The 18,243-nt window shown below is 72.8% G+C and carries 19 protein-coding genes; 9 read left to right on the top strand and 10 right to left on the bottom strand.

Translation table 11 applies throughout. The features are described 5' to 3' along the window. Genes PVK74_RS16730 through PVK74_RS16720 form a run of 3 tightly spaced genes read right to left on the bottom strand, consistent with a single transcriptional unit; the run spans position 1 to position 2,712 of the window. Positions 1-885 carry an ABC transporter permease gene (locus PVK74_RS16730; protein ID WP_030503657.1) on the bottom strand — a complete coding sequence of 295 codons (885 nt, stop codon included), beginning with the start codon at positions 883-885 and terminating at the stop codon, positions 1-3. Then, positions 875-1,654: an ABC transporter ATP-binding protein gene (locus PVK74_RS16725; protein ID WP_030503658.1), complete on the bottom strand. Its 780-nt coding sequence runs from the start codon at positions 1,652-1,654 to the stop codon at positions 875-877. Before PVK74_RS16725 ends, PVK74_RS16730 begins: the two co-directional genes overlap by 11 nt. Then, a complete protein-coding gene (locus tag PVK74_RS16720; protein ID WP_064447905.1) occupies positions 1,651-2,712 on the bottom strand; it encodes an ABC transporter substrate-binding protein in 1,062 nt (353 codons plus the stop codon). Before PVK74_RS16720 ends, PVK74_RS16725 begins: the two co-directional genes overlap by 4 nt. A 148-nt stretch (positions 2,713-2,860) precedes the next feature. On the opposite strand from PVK74_RS16720, the gene PVK74_RS16715 reads away from it, so the two are divergent. From PVK74_RS16715 to nudC, 3 genes are read left to right on the top strand one after another with little or no spacing between them, the layout of a single operon-like run. Continuing rightward, positions 2,861-4,171 carry a M16 family metallopeptidase gene (locus tag PVK74_RS16715; protein WP_064447904.1) on the top strand — a complete coding sequence of 437 codons (1,311 nt, stop codon included), beginning with the start codon at positions 2,861-2,863 and terminating at the stop codon, positions 4,169-4,171. After that, positions 4,168-5,511, top strand: a complete 1,344-nt coding sequence (locus PVK74_RS16710; protein ID WP_210883626.1) for a M16 family metallopeptidase — start codon at positions 4,168-4,170, stop codon at positions 5,509-5,511. The genes PVK74_RS16715 and PVK74_RS16710 overlap by 4 nt, the downstream gene beginning before the upstream one ends. Beyond that, positions 5,508-6,455 (top strand): NAD(+) diphosphatase, encoded by a 948-nt coding sequence (gene nudC, locus PVK74_RS16705; RefSeq protein WP_274476753.1) that lies wholly within the window; start codon positions 5,508-5,510, stop codon positions 6,453-6,455. Before PVK74_RS16710 ends, nudC begins: the two co-directional genes overlap by 4 nt. Before the next feature lie 191 nt (positions 6,456-6,646). Here the strand turns inward: nudC and PVK74_RS16700 are convergent, their stop codons facing one another. The 3 genes from PVK74_RS16700 to PVK74_RS16690 all read right to left on the bottom strand — a co-directional run bounded on the left by PVK74_RS16700 (position 6,647) and on the right by PVK74_RS16690 (position 8,404). Continuing rightward, complete coding sequence (locus PVK74_RS16700) at positions 6,647-6,916, bottom strand: hypothetical protein (protein ID WP_064447902.1); 270 nt, start codon at positions 6,914-6,916, stop codon at positions 6,647-6,649. 197 nt (positions 6,917-7,113) lie between these two features. Continuing rightward, on the bottom strand, positions 7,114-7,353 hold the full coding sequence (locus tag PVK74_RS16695; RefSeq protein WP_069087338.1) for a DUF397 domain-containing protein: 240 nt from the start codon (positions 7,351-7,353) through the stop codon (positions 7,114-7,116). A 70-nt stretch (positions 7,354-7,423) separates the two neighbouring features. Further along, positions 7,424-8,404: a helix-turn-helix domain-containing protein gene (locus PVK74_RS16690; protein ID WP_030503665.1), complete on the bottom strand. Its 981-nt coding sequence runs from the start codon at positions 8,402-8,404 to the stop codon at positions 7,424-7,426. Between the two features lie 205 nt (positions 8,405-8,609). Here PVK74_RS16690 and PVK74_RS16685 point away from each other — a divergent pair, with 205 nt between their 5' ends. After that, a complete protein-coding gene (locus tag PVK74_RS16685) occupies positions 8,610-9,863 on the top strand; it encodes an MFS transporter (RefSeq protein WP_274476752.1) in 1,254 nt (417 codons plus the stop codon). Positions 9,864-9,921: 58 nt separating this feature from the next. Here PVK74_RS16685 and PVK74_RS16680 read toward each other — a convergent pair whose 3' ends face one another. Then, a complete protein-coding gene (locus tag PVK74_RS16680) occupies positions 9,922-10,164 on the bottom strand; it encodes a mycoredoxin (protein ID WP_043328458.1) in 243 nt (80 codons plus the stop codon). 91 nt (positions 10,165-10,255) lie between these two features. Between PVK74_RS16680 and PVK74_RS16675 the strand changes: the two genes are divergently transcribed. From PVK74_RS16675 to PVK74_RS16665, 3 genes are all read left to right on the top strand, one after another. Further along, a complete protein-coding gene (locus PVK74_RS16675; protein ID WP_043328460.1) occupies positions 10,256-12,379 on the top strand; it encodes an ATP-dependent DNA helicase UvrD2 in 2,124 nt (707 codons plus the stop codon). Between the two features lie 129 nt (positions 12,380-12,508). After that, positions 12,509-12,763 (top strand): hypothetical protein, encoded by a 255-nt coding sequence (locus PVK74_RS16670; protein WP_082931090.1) that lies wholly within the window; start codon positions 12,509-12,511, stop codon positions 12,761-12,763. Between the two features lie 131 nt (positions 12,764-12,894). Next, complete coding sequence (locus tag PVK74_RS16665) at positions 12,895-13,260, top strand: WhiB family transcriptional regulator (protein ID WP_030503670.1); 366 nt, start codon at positions 12,895-12,897, stop codon at positions 13,258-13,260. Between the two features lie 317 nt (positions 13,261-13,577). Here PVK74_RS16665 and PVK74_RS16660 read toward each other — a convergent pair whose 3' ends face one another. The 3 genes from PVK74_RS16660 to PVK74_RS16650 form a co-directional block, all read right to left on the bottom strand. Beyond that, entirely contained in the window at positions 13,578-14,924 is a 1,347-nt protein-coding gene (locus tag PVK74_RS16660) for an ABC1 kinase family protein (RefSeq protein WP_030503671.1), read from the bottom strand. Between the two features lie 10 nt (positions 14,925-14,934). Further along, positions 14,935-16,047 carry a TOMM precursor leader peptide-binding protein gene (locus tag PVK74_RS16655; RefSeq protein ID WP_140946507.1) on the bottom strand — a complete coding sequence of 371 codons (1,113 nt, stop codon included), beginning with the start codon at positions 16,045-16,047 and terminating at the stop codon, positions 14,935-14,937. Positions 16,048-16,216: 169 nt separating this feature from the next. Beyond that, the gene (locus tag PVK74_RS16650; RefSeq protein ID WP_007464795.1) at positions 16,217-16,384 is read right to left on the bottom strand and encodes a DUF5679 domain-containing protein; all 168 of its coding nucleotides are present in this window, start codon (positions 16,382-16,384) and stop codon (positions 16,217-16,219) included. 471 nt (positions 16,385-16,855) lie between these two features. On the opposite strand from PVK74_RS16650, the gene PVK74_RS16645 reads away from it, so the two are divergent. After that, positions 16,856-17,377 carry a M48 metallopeptidase family protein gene (locus tag PVK74_RS16645; RefSeq protein ID WP_043328464.1) on the top strand — a complete coding sequence of 174 codons (522 nt, stop codon included), beginning with the start codon at positions 16,856-16,858 and terminating at the stop codon, positions 17,375-17,377. A gap of 107 nt (positions 17,378-17,484) precedes the next feature. Continuing rightward, complete coding sequence (locus PVK74_RS16640; RefSeq protein WP_274476751.1) at positions 17,485-18,093, top strand: glycosyltransferase family protein; 609 nt, start codon at positions 17,485-17,487, stop codon at positions 18,091-18,093. The last annotated feature ends 150 nt before the right edge of the window (positions 18,094-18,243 follow it).

Genomic DNA, 18,243 nt, shown 5'->3' with positions numbered 1-18,243 from the left:
TCAGTTGCCGGCCTGGTCCAGCACGCCCCAGCGGCGGCGGATCGCCTTGTCGGCGGCACCGAACGCGGTGTCCACGAGCAGGCCCACCACCAGGATGACGATCATGATGGCCATCAGCCGGGGCGCCTCGCTCAGTTCACGCGCGTACGTCAGCTGTGCGCCGATCGAGGTGCGGGTGGCGATGACCACCAGCAGCTCACCGGCCATCAGGCTGCGCCAGGCGAACGCCCAGCCCTGCTTGAGCCCGGCCACGATGGCTGGCAGCGCGGCCGGCGCGATCACGTACCGGTAGAGGTTGAGCCCCCGGGCGCCGAGGTTGCGGCCGGCGCGGACCAGCAGCGGCGGCACGTAGTCCACGCCGTGGATGACGCCGTTGGCGACCGACGGCGCGGCGCCGAGCACCACCACGAAGAAGATCGCCTGCTCGCTGAGCTGGAACAGCAGGATGGCCAGCGGGAACCAGGCGATCGACGGCATGGTCTGCAACGCGGTGATCATCGAGCCGAGCGCGGCCCGGAGCACCTTGACCCGGGCCACGCCGAGGCCGAGCAGCAGGCCGACCGCGACCGCGGCGGCGAACCCGACCGCCGCCCGCCGGGCCGTGGTGGCGAGGCCCTCCCAGAGCGCCGAGCTGAGCAGGTACTCCCCGAGGTCGCCGAAGACCACGGCCGGGCCGGGCAGCGCCCACGGCTCCTTCCACCCGGACCAGACCACCGCCTGCCAGATCGCCACCGCGAGCGCGAGCGCGGCGAGCTTGGGCCAGGTGGCCGACCACAGGCGGCGTACCCGGGACGGGCCCTTCTCCCGGCCGGCGATCTCCAGCGCGTCGAGCCCGGAGATCTCCGCGTCGGCCCGCGCCGACGCGGACAGGGTGTCACTGGCCATGCCGGCCCACCTCCTTGCGCAGCCGGTCGGTGACCTCGGCGGCGATGGCCGAGACCTCCGGCGAGTCGATCCGCCGGGGGCGCGGCACGGCGACCTCGGTGGAGTAGATGATCCGGCCGGGCCGGCTGGAGAGCAGCACGATGCGGTCGGCGAGCCGGGCCGCCTCGCGGACGTTGTGCGTGACGAACAGGACGGTGAGCTTGCGCTCGGTCCAGATCCGCTCCAGCTCGTCGTGCAGGATGTCGCGGGTCATCGCGTCCAGCGCGCCGAACGGCTCGTCCATCAGCAGCACCGGCGTCTCCAGCGCGAGCGTGCGGGCCAGCGCGACGCGCTGCCGCATGCCGCCGGAGAGCTGGTGCGGGCGCTTGCGGCCGAACTCCGACAGGTGGACCGTGCGCAGCAGCTCGGCCACCCGCTCCTTGCGCTGGTCGCGGGGGAGACCGCGCAGCTTCAGCGGCACCTCGACGTTGCCCTCGACGGTGAGCCAGGGGAACAGCGCCGGCTCCTGGAACATGAGCCCCGGGTTGACGCCCTCGCCCAGCTCGATGGTGCCGCCGCTGGCCCGGTCCAGGCCGGCGACCAGGTTGAGCAGCGTGCTCTTGCCGCAGCCGGACGCGCCGACCATGCAGACGAACTCGCCGGGCGCGATGTCCAGGGACAGTCCGTCCAGCGCCAGGACGGCCTGGTCGCCCTGGCCGTACACCTTTGTGACGCCGCGCAGCGCGACCGAGCCGGTCGCGCTGCGCGGGGTCGTGGTCGTCGACGTCACGGCTGGCTGACCTCGGCCTTGCCCTGCGCCTTGAGGACCTCGTTGAGGTACTTGAGGTCGTACAGGCCGTTCAGGTCGACCGGCTGGGTCAGCCCGACCGCGACGGCGTGGTCCAAGCCGGTCTTCAGCGAGGCCGGGATCGGGTCGTTGGTGAACTCCAGCGTCGGCCAGGCCTGCTTGATCAGCTTGAGGTCCAGCGGCTTGCCGGTGATCTTGCCGATGTGGTCGGAGATGGCCTGCTGTGCCTCGTCCGGCTTGGTGTTGACGAACTCGTTCGCCGCGACCTGGCCCTCGACCAGCTTCTTCACCACGTCCGGGTGTGCCTTGAGGAACTTGGTGCTGACCAGCAGGTTGGTGATGACGAACTTCTTGTCCGGCCAGAGGTCACGCTCGTCGACGAGCACCTTGCCACCGGCGTTGACCAGCCGGGAGACGAACGGCTCGGGCACCCATGCGCCGTCGATGGCGCCGCTGCCGAACGTCTCGATCGTCTGCGCGTTCTCCTGCGGCACGATCTTGACGTCGCCGCCGCCCTCCTTGGTGGTCTCCAGGCCCTTCTCCTTGAGCCAGAAGCGCAGCGCCACGTCCTGGGTGTTGCCGAGCTGCGGAGTGGCGATCTTCTTGCCGCGCAGCTGCTCCACCGAGGTGATGCCGGGCTTGACCACGAGCGCGACGCCGCCGGACGCCGCGCCGGAGATGACCCGGACCGCCTCGCCCTTGGACTTGGAGAAGGCGTTCACCGTCGGGTTCGGGCCGATGTACGTGGCGTCGAGCGCGCCGGAGAAGACCGCCTCGATGGCGGCCGGGCCGGCGTTGAAGGTCTTGGTGTCCAGCTCGACGTCGCTGCCGAGTTTCTCCTTGAAGATCCCCTTCTCCACGCCGACCACGGCCGGGGCGTGCGTGATGTTGGGGAAGTAGCCCAGGCGCAGCGTGACCGGGCCGGACCCGCCGGCGGCGTCGCTGTCCTCGCCGCAGGCGGCGGTGGTGCCGAGCGTGGCCGCGCCGACCGCGGCCAGGGTCGCCAGGGTGACCAGGCGGCGCAGGGGAAGCCCTCTCATCGAATGTCCAATCCGCAGTATTCCTATTTAGTTGGTAGGAAGAGTGGGGCAAGTGGCCGTCGGCGTCAAGACCCGTCCCGCAACAGTCCACCGTTCGGCCAGGGCACACCGGCGATAGAGCCGGTACGGAAGCGCTAATGTCGATCTCGTGTCCACGCGGAGAGCGAAGATCCCAGCGACGAAGTACCCGGCCGAACGGTTCACCCTCGACAACGGCCTGCGTGTGGTGCTCACGCCGGACCGCAGCGCCCCGGTCATCGGGGTGGCTGTGGTCTACGACGTCGGCATCCGCTCCGAGCCGGAGGGACGCACCGGCTTCGCCCACCTCTTCGAGCACCTGATGTTCCAGGGGTCGGAGAACCTGGAGAAGCTGGCCCACTTCCGGCACGTCCAGGGCGCCGGCGGGACGTTCAACGGCTCCACCCACCTGGACTACACCGACTACTTCGAGACGCTGCCCGCCAACGCCCTGGAACGCGCGCTGTTCCTGGAGGCCGACCGGATGCGCGGCCCCCGGCTGACCGAGGAGAACCTGCGCAACCAGGTCGACGTGGTCAAGGAGGAGATCCGGGTCAACGTGCTGAACCGGCCGTACGGCGGGTTCCCCTGGCTGACGCTGCCCCCGGTGATGTTCGACACCTTCCCCAACGCGCACGACGGCTACGGCTCCTTCGACGACCTGGAGTCGGCGACAGTGGCCGACGCCGCCGACTTCTTCCGCCGCTACTACGCCAGCGGCAACGCCGTACTGGCGGTCAGCGGCGACATCGACGTGGCCGAGGCGACCACGCTCATCGAACGGCACTTCGGCGACGTGCCGGCCCGTCCCGCCCCGCAGCGGCCCGACTTCGCCGAGCCCGACCTGACCACCGAGCGGCGCAGCACGTACACCGACGCGCTGGCCCCGCTGCCGGCGGTGGCCGGCGCGTGGCGGGTGCCCGACCCGGTCGACGACTTCGCCGGCTACCTGCCCTACGTGGTGCTGGCCGAGGTGCTCACCGACGGCGACGCCTCCCGGCTGGTCGAGCGGCTGGTGCAGCGCGACCGGTCGGTCACCAGCCTCGGCGGGTACGTCGGTTTCATGGGCGACCCGTTCGACGTGCGCGACCCCACCGCGCTGCTGCTCCAGGCGCACCTGCCGCCCGGCGGCGACGTGGACAAGGTGCTGCGCACCATCGACGAGGAACTGGACCGGCTGGCGACCGACGGGCTGACCGACGGAGAGCTGGCGCGTACCCAGGCCCGGATGGCCACCCACCTGCTGCGCGACACCGACGCGGTGCTCGGCCGGGCGCTGCGGATGGCCGTGCTGGAACAGCAGCGCGGCGAGCCGGGCCTGCTCAACGAGCTGCCCCGGCTGGTCGGCGCGGTGACCGAGGACCAGGTCCGCGCCGCCGCCGCCACCCTGCGGCCTGAGCGCCGCGCGTCCGTCGAGGTCGTCGCCGGAGGAGCCCGATGAGCACGAGTACGACCACCGCCACCGCCGTCCGGCCGCTTCCGGCGCTGCGCCCGAACCGTCGCCTCAAGGTGCCCAAGCAGGCCGAGCGCACGCTGCGCAACGGCCTCACCGTGATCGCGGTACGCCGCTCCGCCGTACCGCTGGTCGAGCTGCGACTGTGGATGCCGTTCGGGCGCACGCACCTGGCCCGCGGCGCGATGCTGGCGCAGACCATGCTCGCCGGCACGCAGGCGCACAGCGCCACCGAGATCGCCGCCGAGCTGCAGAAGGTCGGCGGCGGACTGACCGCCGGGCTCGACCCGGACCGGTTGATGCTCTCCGGCGCGGGCCTGGTCACCGGCCTGGACCGGATGCTGGAACTGCTCGCCGAGGTGCTCACCGGCGCCAACTACCCGGCCGACTGGGTGGAGACCGAACGGGACCGGCTGGTCGACCGCATCCAGGTCGCCCAGAGCCAGCCCTCGCACCTGGCCCGAACCGCCCTGCTCAAGCGGGTGTACGGCCGCCACCCGTACGCCGTGCAGACGCCCGACCCGGACCAGGTCCGGGCGGTCCGCCCGGCCGCGTTGCGCCGGCTGCACGCCGAGCGGGTGCACCCGGCCGGGGCGGTGCTCGTGCTCGTCGGCGACGTGGCGCCGGAGCGGGCGCTGGACGCGGCCGAGCAGGCGCTCGCCGGCTGGCGCGGCGACGGCCACGTCGCCGAACTGCCGCCCGCGCCGCCGCTGGAACCCGGGCCGCTGCTGCTCGTCGACCGGCCCGGCTCGGTGCAGTCGTCGCTGCGCCTCGCGCTGCCCGCGGTGCCCCGCACCCACCCGGACCACGCCGCGCTGCAACTGGCGAACCTCATCTTCGGCGGCTACTTCTCCTCCCGCTGGGTGGAGAACATCCGCGAGGACAAGGGCTACACGTACGGGCCGCACTCGCTCGTCGAGCACTCGGTGGCCGGTTCGGTGCTCATCGCCGGCGCCGAGGTGGCCACCGAGGTGACAGCGGCGGCGCTGGTGGAGACGAACTACGAGCTGGGCCGACTCGCCACGGTGCCGCCGAAGGCCGACGAGCTGGAGCAGGCCCGCCAGTACGCGCTCGGCACGCTCCAGCTCGGCATGTCGACCCAGGCCGGGCTCGCGTCGCTGACCAGCGCGTACGCCGGCAACGGGCTGCGGCTGGACTTCCTCGCCGAGCACGCAGCCCGGCTCGCCGCCGCGACTGTGGACGACGTGGCCGAGGTGGCCGCCCGCTACCTGGCGCCGGCCCGCGCGGTCACCGTCGTGCTCGGCGACGCCGAACGGGTGGCCGACTCGCTCGCCGCGCTGACACCGGTGCGTACGGAATCCGCATGAGCGGCGAGCCCGCGCCGCCGCTGGCCCGGTCCACGCTCGACCGGGCCGCCCACCGGCGTACCGACCCGGCCTGGCTGGCCGAGGCGTGGGAGCGGGCGCGGGTGCTGGTGCTCGACTCCGCCGCCGAGGGGCGTGCCCTGGTCCGGGGCGTGGCGAGCCCACCCGAACTGGTCCTGGTCGGCCCCGGCGACCTGCCCGAGGTGCCCCGGTCGGTGCCGATGTTCCTCGGCGTCGAGCCGGACGGCGTGCCGGTCTTCGCGGTCGACGGGCCGCTGCCGGCGCTGCCGGAGACCCGCCCGGCGCACCTGCGCGAGGTCGGCCACCTGATGACCGACCGGGACGCGGGCCTGTTCACCACCGCGCTGGCGCTGCTCAACTGGCACCTGCGGCACGGCTACTCGTCCACGACCGGGAAGGCGACGCAGGCCGACGAGGCCGGCTGGTCACGGATCGACCCGGGCGGCGACCGGGTCTGGCCGCGTACCGACCCGGCCATGATCGTGCTGGTGCACGACGGCATGGACGGCGCGGACGGCCGCTGTCTGCTCGGCAACAACGCGGCCTGGCCGCGCACCCCGGGACAGCGCCGCTACTCCTGCCTGGCCGGATACGTCGAGCCCGGCGAGTCGGCCGAGGCCGCCGTGCTCCGCGAGGTCCGCGAGGAGGTAGGCGTCCCGGTCGAGGAGATCGCGTACGTGGGCAGCCAGTCCTGGCCGTTCCCCGGCTCGCTGATGCTCGGATTCCTGGCCCGCGCCGACGCCGACGCGCCGATCCGGGTCGACCTGGCCGAGATCGCGCACGCGCGCTGGTTCACCCGCCGGGAGATCGGGGGCGCGCTGGCCGGCGAGCCGGTGCCGGTGGGCGGGGGAGACCGGCTGATCCTGCCGCCGCCGTCGTCGATCGCGCTGTTCCTGGTGCACCGCTGGCTCGACGGCCACTGCTGACCCGCCCTGGTTCCGCCCGCCCGTCGGGTTGGGGCGTTTCGGCTGGCGGGCGCAGGGCCGGGCGGGCACGGTCCCGGCCCGGACCGTCGTTGCCGCGACGGTCGCGGGCCGGGAACACGGGCCGTCGTGGCCGGGTGAGGCGATGATCGGCGGGGGAAGCCGGTCCGGCCACGACGGACGTCAGCGTCCGGTCATCCACCGTGCCAGCGGTACGGCTGCCCCGGTGCGGGCTCCTCGATGGGCAGCACCTTGACCCGGTGCCGGCCGGCGCGTACCGCCCCGACGGCGGACAGCGCTCGGGCGAGCAGGAGCGCGGCGTCCCGGTCCTCGGCGTGGACGACCTGGCGGCGGGGTTCCGGCGTGCTCGTCTCGTCCCGCAGGCGGCCCCCACCGGCCCAGGCGGCGGCGATGTCGGCGTCGGCGGCGGTACGGATCTCGGTGCGGACGATCAGGAACCGCATGGTGTCCCCCGGAGAGTGGACGGTTACCCGCTGGAACTTCCACGTCACTCCCGCGTCATGTTACGCCGATGTGTCCTCCCGACAAGTGGAACGCGCCACCTCGACCGATCGGGGGATGCCAGGTCAGCACCGTTGTCGGGGCCGGACACGCGAGGGGGCCGCCGGCGTGACGCCGACGGCCCCGAACGTTCGCCGGATCAGTCCAGATCGAACTGACCGTTCTTCGCTCCGGCGAGGAAGCCGAGCCAGCCGGCCCGGTCGAACAGCAGGACCGGCCCGCTCGGGTCCTTGCTGTCCCGCAGCGCCATGGTCGCCGGCCCGGTGCCGAGCGGCGCGACCTCCACGCAGTTGGAGGTCTGGCTGCGGGTGCTCTTGCGCCAGGCGGCGCCCACGAGCTGTCCCGAGAGGGCGGTCGTGCTGGTACGGATCTTGTTCATGGTGCTTGCTCCTGGTGAGGTGCTCCGATGGGACCGAGCGACGCCGGAGCGCGGACGGTGTCCTACCGGATCACCGCTCCGTGGTGAGGCGCCCCGAGTCCCGGCGGCGCTGGGTCGGCGCCGTTGCCGGCCCGTACACCGCCGTGGACTCGACTGCCGTGCCGGTCAGCCGTCCTGTCGCCTCGATCAACCAGGAGAGGGTGTCCGATGCGGAGAGTGCCGACGAGCATAGCCACTCGAACACCACTTTATAGCGATTTAGGGTGTTCACCTCGGTCGACATGACGTCGGTGAACCCACCTTCGATGGCCAATGTCTCCGGATCGAGCGGATCGGCGAACCGGTAGACCGAGAACGCGGTCGGCGGAAGGTACCAGTCGCCGACCCGGGTGTCCCGCAACAGCAGCAGCAACGTCACGTTCGGGAGCAGGGCCATCTCGCACAGGTGGACGAGCTGGTCGTGCAGCACCTCCGGCGGGCCGGCCCGCCGGCCGAGGGCGGCCTCCTCCAGCACGGCCGTGTACCGGGGCACGTCGGGGGAGCGGGTCAGCAGCGACTGGCGGGCCTGCCGCGCGCGTACCTCGGTCTCCGGGTCCTCGTGCTCCTGGTCGCCGGCCTGGGCGGCGACCTGCGCGGCCGACATGATCCGGTGCCGGGCGTACCCCGGCGTCTGCAGCAGCCCCGGGACCAGCACCGGGTTGTACTCGGAGATCTCCGCGCAGCCGGCCTCCAGCTCGGCGAAGGCGCGCTGCTGCTGGGTCATCACCGGGAAGTTGCGCAGCCAGCCGCGCATGTCGCCGGCCTCGTGGGTGATGCCGGTCAGCTCCGCGCGCTGCTCCTCGTCGGCGCCGTAGAGCGTCAACAGCACGTCCACGTCGTCCGGGTCGGGCCGGCTGCGGCCGTTCTCCAGGCGGGACAACTTGGATGCGGAGGCCCAGCCGATCCGCTCGATGACCTGGTCACCGGTCAGACCGGCCTGTTCGCGGAGCCGGCGCAGCTCGATGCCGAGTCGACGGCGGCGCAGAATCGGGCCTGGTACGGCAGGAGGCACGGCGTCCTCTTTCCCGTCGACCGTCGCAGGACGCGACGGTAACTGTATGAAATTCGCCCCCCACGGTCAGTATGGACGTCGCGACCGGCGTCGGAGGTTCCGGCACGGGCGTGTCACGAGACAAAAAGAGGACTGTGGAGGGTGTCTTCACCAGCGCCCACCCCCGACGCGCCCCTGGTGGCGCACCCCTGCCGGAGGCAACCCGATGCGCACCGTCCTGCGCCGCCCCGACTTCCGTCTCCTCTTCGCCGCAGTGGTGGCGAGCATGGCGGCGGAGTCGGTGCTGCTGCTCGCCCTGGCCGTCTGGGTCAAGGATCTGACCGGGTCGGACAGCATGGCGGGGGCGACCATCTTCGCGGTCATCGCACCGATGGCCCTCGCCCCGCTCGTCGGCTGGGTGGTCGACCGCTACCGCCGGAAACCCTTCTTCATCGCCGCCAACCTGGTCGCCGCGGCGCTGCTCGGTCCGCTGCTCACGGTCCGGGACCGCTCCGACGTCTGGGTGATCTACGTGGTCGCGGCGTTCTACGGACTGTCGTACATCACCCTCGCCGCCGTGCTCAACGGACTGATCCGGCATCTGGTTCCGGCCGAGTCGCTGGCCGACGCGAACGGACTGCTGCAGACGGTCCGGCAGGGCCTGCGGCTGATCGGGCCGCTCGCCGGCGCGGGCGTCTACGCCGCCGTCGGCGGCTGGCTGCTCGCCGTCCTGGCCATGACCGGATTCCTGGTGGCCGCGGCGGTGGTCGGCCGGCTGCGGGCGCAGGAGCGGGAACCGTCCCGGTCCGGCCGCCGCGGGCCGTCCGAGCTGAGCGCCGGGCTGCGCCACCTGACCGGCGAGCCGGCGCTGCGCCGGGCGCTGCTCGGGTACGGGCTCGGCTCGCTGGTGATGGGCTTCACCGAGTCGCTGATCTTCGCGTACGTCGACCTGGGTCTGCGCCGCGAGGCCGCGTTCGTCGGCGTGCTGGTCATGGTGCAGGGCGTCGGCGGCCTGGTCGGCGGCCTGTTCTCGGCCGCCGTGGTCCGCCGGTACGGCGAAGTCGGGGCGCTGGCCGCCGGGGTGACGTTCTTCGGACCGGCCGCGCTGGCGCTCGCGTACCCCCGGTTGTGGCTCGGGGTGGTGGCGCTGCTGCTGGCCGGCCTGTCGCTGCCGCTGACCATGGTGGGGTTGAACACGCTGATCCAGCGGCGGACGCCGCCGCGGCTGCTCGGCCGGGTCACCGCGGCGTCGGAGGCCCTGGTCAGCGGTCCGCAGGCGCTCTCCATCGGCACCGGCGCGCTGCTCGTCGGGGTGTTCGACTACCGGCTGCTGTTCGCAGTGGTCGGGGCGGTCACCACGGCGGCCGGTCTCTACCTGTGGCGGGGCCGCGGGCTGAGCGCGCCGGTCGCCGGGCCGGTGCGGATCCCGGGGCCCCGGAAGCCGGCCGACGACGGCGTGCTCAGTCGGGGCGGCTCCTGAACGACGGCGAGCGGCCGTACCCCAGGTCGGGTACGGCCGCTCGCAGTGTCGCGGGAGATCAGCCGGGCAGCGCGGCCAGGTGCTGCTTGACCTGGTTGATCGAGGGGTTGGTCAGGGCGCTGCCGTCGGCGAAGCGCAGCGTCGGGACGGTCTGGTTGCCGCCGTTGACGCTCATCACGAAGTCCGCGGCCGCGGGGTCCTGCTCGATGTCGACCACCTCGTACGCGATGCCCTCCCGGTCGAGCTGCGACTTCAGCCGGTGGCAGTAGCCGCACCACGGGGTGGAATACATCGTCAGCATGGTCTGGTCCTCCAAGGGGTGGCTCGCGCCCGGTCCGATCAGGCCAGGCTAACCGCTGCAACGTCACACGATGCTGGGATGATTCCCTGCTGTGGGCGTTCACTCAGGTGCGGAACGGGTGCTGGCCGGGCTGGATCCGGAGCAGCGGTCCGCGGTGACCGCCCCGGCCGGGCCGGTCTGCATCCTGGCCGGCGCCGGCACCGGCAAGACGCGGGCGGTGACGTCGCGGATCGCGTACCGGGCGCTGACCGGCGACATCGCCGGCCGGCACGTGCTGGCGGTCACGTTCACCGCCCGCGCCGCGGCCGAGATGCGCAGCCGCCTCACCGTGCTCGGCGTGCAGGGGGTGCAGGCGCGCACGTTCCACGCGGCGGCGCTGCGGCAGGTCCGCTACTTCGCGCCCCGGCTGCTGGCCGGGCGGGCCATGCCGGAGCTGCTGGACAGCAAGGTGCGGGTGGTCACGCTCGCCGCCGCCAAGGTCGGGCTGCGCGCCGACCGGGCCGCCGCGCGCGACCTCGCCGCCGAGATCGAATGGGCCAAGTCGTCGCTGGTCGAGCCCGGGGAATACGTCGTCGCCGCGGCCAAGGCGCTGCGCGAGACGCCGTACGAGCCGGCCCGGGTGGCCGACGTGTTCGACGCGTACGAGCGGCTCAAGCGCGGCAACGGGGTGATCGACTTCGAGGACATGCTGCGCGCCGCGGTCTGGGGCATCGAGGAGCACCCGGACGTCGCCGAGCAGGTGCGCAACCAGTACCGGCACTTCGTGGTCGACGAGTACCAGGACGTCAACCCGCTCCAGCAGCGGCTGCTGGAGGCGTGGCTGGGTGGCCGGGACGACCTGACAGTGGTCGGCGACGCCAGCCAGACGATCTACTCGTTCACCGGCGCGACCTCGTCGTACCTGGTCGACTTCCCCCGGCTGCACCGGGGCGCGACAGTGGTCCGGCTGGTCCGCGACTACCGCTCCACCCCGCAGGTGGTCGGGCTGGCCAACGCGGTGATCTCCCAGGCGCGGGGCACCGAGGCGCGGCTGCGGCTGGAGCTGCACGGCCAGCGCCGGCCCGGTCCGGAGCCGGAACTGCGGATCTTCACCGACGAGCCGGCCGAGGCGAACGCGGTCGCCGCCCGCTGCCGGGCGCTGGTCGCGGGCGGCACCCCGGCGCGGGAGATCGCTGTGCTGTTCCGCACCAACGCGCAGTCCGAGGCGTACGAGAAGGCGCTCTCCGAGGCCGGCGTGCCGTATGTGCTCCAGGGCGCGGAGCGGTTCTTCGAACGGCCCGAGGTGCGCCAGGCGATGATCGCGCTGCGCGCCGCCACCCGGTCGGCGTCCGTCGACACGCCGCTGCCGGCCGCCGTGGTCGAAGGGCTCTCGGCGGTCGGCTGGGCGCCCGACGCGCCCCCGCCCGGCGGCGCCGCGCGCGAGCGGTGGGAGGCGCTCGCCGCGCTGGTCCAGCTCGCCGAGGAGTACGCCGCCGACGCCGAGGCGGAGCCGGGGCTGACCGGGTTCACCGAGGAACTGGCCCGGCGGGCCGCCCAGCAGCACGTGCCCACCGTCGAGGGGGTCACGCTCGCGTCGCTGCACTCGGCGAAGGGGCTGGAGTGGGACGCGGTGTTCCTGGTCGGGCTGGCCGAGGGCACGCTGCCCACCACGTACGCGAAGACCATGGAGCAGGTCGAGGAGGAACGGCGGCTGCTCTACGTCGGGATCACCCGGGCCCGGGAGTGGCTCTGGCTGTCGTACGCCACGGCGCGCTCGCCGGGTGGGCGGGCCCGGCGGCCGTCGCGCTTCCTGCCGCAGCTCGACCGCTCCGGCGGCGGCGAGCGGGCCGGCGGCGGCGGACCGGCGCGGCGGGCCGAGCGGCGCCGGCCGCAGGTGGTCTCGTGCCGGATCTGCGGCGCGACGCTGCTCGCCGGCGCGGACCGCAAACTGGGCCGCTGCCCGACCTGCCCGTCGGACATCGACGAGGAGCTGTACGAGCGGCTGCGCGATTGGCGGCAGCGGGTCGCGGGAGCGCAGAAGGTGCCGGCGTACGTGGTCTTCACCGACGCCACGCTCACCGCGCTGGCCGAACGGAAGCCCGGTCGCACCGAGGAACTGGTGGCGATCGCCGGGATCGGGCCCCGAAAAGTCGGGCTTTACGGTGATACGGTCCTCGCCCTGGTGGCGGGCGCCACGGTGGACGAGGTCTGCTCACAGAAAACTTCTGAAAACTAGCCGTAAATCGTTTGCCCTCGCCCGAGGGCGAGGAATAGCCTCATGACACACCTCGCGAGCGGCGCTGTTCTGGCTGCTCAACGGGGATGAGTCCACGGTCGGCACGAGGAGAGTAGGGAGGTGGCACCAGTGAAGATCTTCAACTATGAGCGTCTCGCGGCGATGCCGTCTGCCGTCGCTCCGCTGTCGGCTGTCCGGGTGGCCCTCGCCGCTCGACCGTCGGCTCCGCAGGTGCACCAGGTCCAGGTTCAGGCCGAGCTGAACCTGACCGTTGCGCCGATCGCCGGAGTCGAGGGGACCAGTGGCTTCGCGGGCAAGGGCATCGATGGCGCCAAGAAGCGCACGGATGTCCGCGGCGTTCCACCTCGAGGTAGACCGGTCTGATCCATCAGACGCCGGCTCACCTCGAGGCCGCGGAACCCGCATACCGGGATCCGCGGCCTCAGTTTTTTGTCCCGCCGAAGTACGTCGGAATGCGATCCACGAGATCGAAGTGAGAGAGAGGTGACCGGAGGATGAGTCTGGCGTTGGCCCCCCTCGACGTGAGCGTCGACGTGGAGGCGAACCTGCCCTGCCGGAAGTTCGACCCCGACCTGTGGTTCTCCGACTCGCCCGCCGAGCTCGAGCTGGCCAAGTCGCTCTGCGGGGACTGCCCGCTGCGCGTCGAGTGCCTGGCCGGGGCGGTCGAGCGAGCCGAGCCCTGGGGCGTCTGGGGCGGCGAGATCTTCGAGCGTGGCGCGGTCGTCCCGCGCAAGCGGCCCCGTGGCCGTCCGCGCAAGGAGGACCTCGCCCGCGACGCGCAGCTCCGGGTCGAGGCGGAGGCGCGACTGGCGGCCAGCGGGCTGTCCGAGTCGCGTAGCGCCGTCCGGCTGGCAGCCTGACACACCTACGTTCCAAGACCGACCGATGCCGGTGTCCCTCCACCGGCCGACCTGAGAGAGAAATTCTGATGCTGAACCTGCCGAACGGATTCGAGATGCAACTACTCCACGAAGCGTTGTCCAGGGCCCGAATGCGCCGGCCTCAGGCCGGTCGCACCACCACGAGCACTGAGGCAACCCGTTCCGCCCGTACCGTCGCCATGCGGAGTCGCAGCCAGTCGGCACGCGACCTGGGCGTCCTGTAGAACGATCGCGTGAGGAAGGGGCGGTGACCTGCTGGTCACCGCCCCTTCGCGTGTTCCGTGCCCAGCCGGTGCTCAGGGCACCGGCGCGAAGCCGGGCAGCCAGCGTTCCAGGATCGACCGGTAGGACGCCTTCGCCTCCAGCTGGCAGAGCACGCCGATCGAACCCAGCGTGACCCGATGGATCATCAGATACGACGGGGGCAGGTTGAGCTGGCGGCTGAGCTGGTACGCGGGGGAGCGGGGACTGGCCAGCCGGGTCGCCTCGGCGCGCAGCCAGGCCCGGGTGAAGCGGAACTCGTCGGCCGCGATCGGCTCCAGCATCGGACGCAGGAAGTCGAGCACCGCCGGGGCGTCGATCGACTCGGTGCGGCTGACGAAGCCCTCGGCGCGCAGCCCCTCCACCACGGCGTCGGCGTCGCCGTTCAGCGCGAGCGCCGCGATCCGGCCGATCGGCTCCGGCGTGCCCTGCGGCATCCGGGCCACCGCGCCGAAGTCGATCACGCCGAGCCGCCCGTCCGGCAGCAGCCGGAAGTTGCCCGGGTGCGGGTCGGCGTGCAGCAACCCGGCCCGCTCCGGCGCGGACAGGTGCAGCTCGGCCATCAGCCGGCCGGCCTCGTCGCGCTGCTCCTCGGTGCCCTCCCGGATGATCTGGGACAGCGGGATGCCCTCCACCCACTCGGTGATCAGCACCCGGGGCGCGGCGTCGAGCACCTCCGGGATGAAGATGTCCGGGTCGTCGGCGTACGCGGCGGCGAACGCCCGCTGCGACTCCGCCTCCAGCTCGTAGTCCAGCTCCTCGGTGATGCGCTCGCGCAGCTCGGCCAGGAGCGGCTTCACGTCCAGCCCCGGCTGGATCGCCCGGAACATGCCGCCGAGCCGGGAGAGCTGCTTGAGGTCGGCGAGCAGGGCGTCACCTGCGCCCGGGTACTGGATCTTCACGGCCACGTCCCGGTGCTGCGGGCCGCCGTTCGGGCCGTACCCGGGGTCGCGCCAGAGGGCGCGGTGCACCTGGCCGATGCTGGCCGCCGCGGCCGGGGTGTCGTTGAACTCGACGAACCGGTCGCGCCAGTCCGGGCCGAGCTGCTCGGCGAGCACCTTGTGCACTGTCGCCGCCGGCAGCGGCGGGGCGGCCTCCTGGAGCTTGGTGAGCGCCTGCCGGTAGGGTGCGGCCACCTCCTCGGGCAGCGCCGCCTCGAACACCGACAGGGCCTGGCCGAACTTCATCGCCCCGCCCTTGAGCTGCCCGAGCACGCTGAACAGCTGCTCGGCGGTGCGCTGCTGGATCTCGGCGGAGATGACGTCGGACGCGAGCCCGGTCACCCGCTTGCCCATGCCGAGGACGGTTCGACCGGCGAATCCGAGCGGCAGGGCGGCGAGTTTGGCGGTGCGGGACACGGCCCGGCGCGGGATGTCGGTCACCCGGCCATTGTTACCGACTCGGGGCCCTCGCTGCTGCCGTGCGGCCGGGAGCGGCCGGGGCCGACCGGATCGGGCGACGCCGGCAGCAGCCACAGGAGGGGTGCGGCGGCCACCGTCGGTGACGCACCCGGCCCGGGGCTGCGACCTCCACCGCGCCGCCGAGCGTCTCCGGGTGGCCGCCGTCGAGCTGGGCCAGCGCCTCGGCCGTGGCGAACGCGGCGGCGGCGAGCCGGGTGGTGGCGGCGCAGGCCCGCTCGCCCCGGTCGGCGGCGAGCTGGGCGGCGAGCGCCGGCCAGTCCGGGTCCCGGTCGCCGCGGTGCAGGTCGAGGCAGCGCAGGCACGGACCGACGGGTGGGCGGACCAGCGGGCCGATCACGGGTACGCCGCCGCGCAGGTCGAGCAGCAGGTGGGGCTGGCGTCGGCGGGCGTACCCGGTGGCCAGCAGCTCGGCCGGCCGGTCCACGCCGAGCTGCACCACCAGGTCCGGCCGGGCCGCCCGGATCGGGGTCGTGGCAGTGCCCGGCGCGCACCGCTCCAGCGCCGCGCGTACCGCCGGGCCCAGCGGCCGGCCCAGCTCCGCGGCGGTCAGGCCGGTCCCGACCAGGTCGCCGACGCCGACCGGGCCGGCCAGATCGGGTACGACGTGCCCGACGCCGGCCTGGGCCAGCGCGACGGCGACCGCCGCGCCGAGTCGTCCCGTGCCGGTGACCAGCACCCGGGCGGACCGGCGGCGGCGCAGCAGCCGGGCCGGTGTGCCGGGCAGGTCGGGGCAGGTAAGCGCCAGCGCGGCGGCCTCAGCTGCCAACCGGGTCCGGACCGCGCCGGCGAGGTCACGGGGGAACAGGGCCTGCGCGGGCACCACCAGGCCGGCGTCGCGGAGCGTGTCGAGCAGCGCGCGTGCCTCGTCGGGCGGCACCCGGGCGGCGCCGGCCTCGGCCAGCACGGCGCGTTCGCTGCGGGTGCCGTCGAGCAGGTCGAGCAGGCGGGCCGTGCCCGGCGAGGACATCTCCAGCAGCACCGCCCGGCCGGGCAGCTCACCGAGTTGGAGCGTGTGGCGGTCGCGCCAGAGCCGGGTCAGGCCGGGCAGCAGGATCGGACGGACGAGCGGTGTCGGATCGGTCACGGCACCGATAGTGACCGTCTCCAAGCGCTCCGTCGTTCGTTGTCCACAGGTGCGGCGAGCCGTGGCCAGCCTTGTCCACAGGATCTCGCCGGTTTTCCACAACTGGCGGGTAACTGTGTCGGTTACCCGACGGGGAGGGCGGCCGAGGGCCGCCCTCCCCGTGGAGCGGTCAGACCTTGGCCTTGCCCAGGATGCGGTTCACTGTTGTGCCGCACACCGGGCACTTGCCCTTGGCCATGTTCATGCCGGTCTTCGAGACCTCCACGTGCCCCTCGAAGTCCCGCTTCTCCTTGCACTTGACGCAGTAACCGTTGTAGGTCTGGGCCTGGTCGGCCACGGTAGCCTCCTCGTCTCGTCCGCCGGAGGTTGTCCCGGCGGTCTCCCTGCGGCCGAACGTGACGTCGGCGCCGGGGGGTTCTCCGCGATCAGTCACCTGACCGTGGTTGGCGGACCCTACCCAGGTCTGGGCGGTTCCATGTCAGCTGTACGCCGACTCTGTGAGCTAGTCGACGTCGAGAGTGTGCATGCCGAGTTACGTCGGATAAGTCAGTTTCGCGCGGACACGCCGGGTAAAAGCGCCCAGATCCCCTTCGTGTGCCCCTGACGCCGGTCACTCACCGTAGATCACTTAACGTTGCAGAGGGTCGGTTGGTGATGGTCATCTACCAGCGCAAAGAATTTTTTCTGGACTCCTGACAATCAACCGCCATTTTCCGGGCGCGTGTCGTCGCGTTGACTCTTGCGGAGTCCTGGTCAGTACGCATTAGCTTTCCATCGTGACAGTCAACCGAGGCTGCGCGGGCCGGTAATGGCCGTGACGCGGAAGCCCGTCGTCGAGGTACGGCGCAGTCAGCGCCGGCGGCGCACGGTGTCCGCGTACCGGGACGGGGAGCGCGTCGTCGTGCTGATCCCCGACCAGTTCTCCCGGGCCGAGGAGAGCGAGTGGGTCGACCGGATGCTGGCCCGGCTCGCCGCCCGCGAGGGCCGGCTCGCCCGCTCGGACGCCGAACTGCTCGCCCGCGCCCGCCGCCTGATCGACAGTTACCTTCCCGAGTACGGCTCGGCCGCCGTGCCCGCGAGCGTGCGCTGGGTGACCAACCAGAACGGCCGCTGGGGCTCCTGCACCCCCGCCGACCGCACCATCCGGATCTCGCACCGGATCCAGGACATGCCCGACTGGGTGATCGACTACGTCCTCCTGCACGAGCTGACGCACCTCATCGTGCCCAGTCACAACGCCGAGTTCTGGGCGCTGGTCGCCCGGTACCCGCGCTCGGAGCGGGCGCGCGGCTACCTGGAGGGCGTGGCCGCCACCGCCGCCATCCCCTGACCGCGCCCCCGGCCGTGCGCGGTTGATCATGAGGTTGACCTGGTGATCCGTCCGTTTCGTCACCGTCAACTTCATGATCGCGTGTGGGGTGGGGTTAAGGTCGGCGGGTGTCCCGACGTGTGGTGGTGGCGTTGCTCGGCCCGGTGACCTGGACGCCGCCCGGAATCGAGCCGGCGCGATGGCGTACCGCCCTCGCCGAGGACGTGGTCGACCTGCTGGCCACGCTGAACGAGGTGGAGACCGCCGTCGCGGTCGCCGCGCGGGACCGCTGGCTGGCCGACGCCGTGGTCTGGCCCGGCACCCCGGTGTACGAGGTGCCGGAGCCGACGCCGAACGCGGTGTTCGCGACGCTCGCCGCTGCGGGCTACGACCAGGTGGCAGTGGTGGCGGCGGACGCGCCGGACGTGCCGGGGCTGACGCTCGGCAAGCTGCTGCGGCCGCTGACCACCCGGCCGGTGGCGGTGGCCCCGGTCGAGGGAGGCGGAACCGGGCTGCTGGGAGTGGCTGCTCGACTGCCCGTACCGGCGTGGTTGCCGGCGCTGGACCTGGACACGACCGCGCCGGCCGAGGTGCGCCGGGCCGCGCCGAGCCCGGGGGACGTGGCGGTCACCGCCGGCTGGCGCCGGATGCGCGGTCCCGCCGACCTGGCCGCGCTCGACCCGGCCGTCGAGGGCTGGGAGGCCACCCGGGCCCTGCTGTCCGGCCGCCCCGTCTGACCCCTGTCCCTACTGCCTAGCCGCGCATCCGGCCACTCCGCGCATCCGGCCACTCCGCCGATCTTGGAGTTGTGGTGCCTGACAAACGTCGCTACCCGGGCATCCTGGGCGCCACAACTCCAAGATCGACGGGCCGGGCCGGGCCGGGGC

Source organism: Micromonospora chalcea (genome assembly GCF_028768405.1).
In the GTDB taxonomy this organism is placed as follows: Bacteria; Actinomycetota; Actinomycetes; order Mycobacteriales; family Micromonosporaceae; genus Micromonospora; species Micromonospora chalcea.
This window is presented reverse-complemented; position numbering and strand designations above follow the sequence as displayed.

Bases quoted from the DNA above. Each gene is read 5' to 3' on its own strand.
- PVK74_RS16730 (WP_030503657.1), bottom strand. From the start codon at position 885: ATGGCCAGTGACACCCTGTCCGCGTCGGCGCGGGCCGACGCGGAGATC.
- PVK74_RS16720 (WP_064447905.1), bottom strand. From the start codon at position 2,712: ATGAGAGGGCTTCCCCTGCGCCGCCTGGTCACCCTGGCGACCCTGGCC.
- PVK74_RS16710 (WP_210883626.1), top strand. From the start codon at position 4,168: ATGAGCACGAGTACGACCACCGCCACCGCCGTCCGGCCGCTTCCGGCG.
- nudC (WP_274476753.1), top strand. From the start codon at position 5,508: ATGAGCGGCGAGCCCGCGCCGCCGCTGGCCCGGTCCACGCTCGACCGG.
- PVK74_RS16700 (WP_064447902.1), bottom strand. From the start codon at position 6,916: ATGCGGTTCCTGATCGTCCGCACCGAGATCCGTACCGCCGCCGACGCC.
- PVK74_RS16695 (WP_069087338.1), bottom strand. From the start codon at position 7,353: ATGAACAAGATCCGTACCAGCACGACCGCCCTCTCGGGACAGCTCGTG.
- PVK74_RS16685 (WP_274476752.1), top strand. From the start codon at position 8,610: ATGCGCACCGTCCTGCGCCGCCCCGACTTCCGTCTCCTCTTCGCCGCA.
- PVK74_RS16680 (WP_043328458.1), bottom strand. From the start codon at position 10,164: ATGCTGACGATGTATTCCACCCCGTGGTGCGGCTACTGCCACCGGCTG.
- PVK74_RS16665 (WP_030503670.1), top strand. From the start codon at position 12,895: ATGAGTCTGGCGTTGGCCCCCCTCGACGTGAGCGTCGACGTGGAGGCG.
- PVK74_RS16645 (WP_043328464.1), top strand. From the start codon at position 16,856: ATGGCCGTGACGCGGAAGCCCGTCGTCGAGGTACGGCGCAGTCAGCGC.